Raw genomic sequence first — 244 nt, 5'->3', positions numbered from 1 at the left:
ACCGACAAGGCCTGGGGGCTGCGCCAGGGCGCGGCCGCCTATGTGGTCAAGCCACCGCGCGAAGAAGACCGGATCGCGCAGATCAATGAACTGCTGGTGTCCTGATGCGTTCTCCCTTCGACATCCTTGAAGCCTCCGAACGGCGCAGCCTGGCCCATGCGGTGCAGCTGCCCGAGCGGCAGTTCGCCCAGGACCTGTGTCGCGGCGTCGGCTACCGGGTTGGCTAGCGCCACCTGGTCTCGGA

Annotated in this window: 2 pseudogenes; both read left to right on the top strand. The window is 67.2% G+C overall.

Features of this window, described 5'->3' with window-relative positions:
• Nucleotides 1–105 (top strand): annotated as a pseudogene (locus tag ACQG3P_RS21905) (response regulator); the annotation flags it as partial.
• Nucleotides 105–224, top strand: a pseudogene (locus ACQG3P_RS21900) (chemotaxis protein CheW); the annotation flags it as partial. The pseudogenes ACQG3P_RS21905 and ACQG3P_RS21900, both read left to right, overlap by 1 nt.
• Nucleotides 225–244: the final 20 nt, after the last annotated feature.

The organism is Stenotrophomonas sp. SrG, assembly GCF_050031795.1.
Classification (GTDB): Bacteria; Pseudomonadota; Gammaproteobacteria; order Xanthomonadales; family Xanthomonadaceae; genus Stenotrophomonas; species Stenotrophomonas rhizophila_A.
Note: the sequence above shows the minus strand (reverse complement) of the source record. Positions and strands in the feature narration are given on the sequence as shown.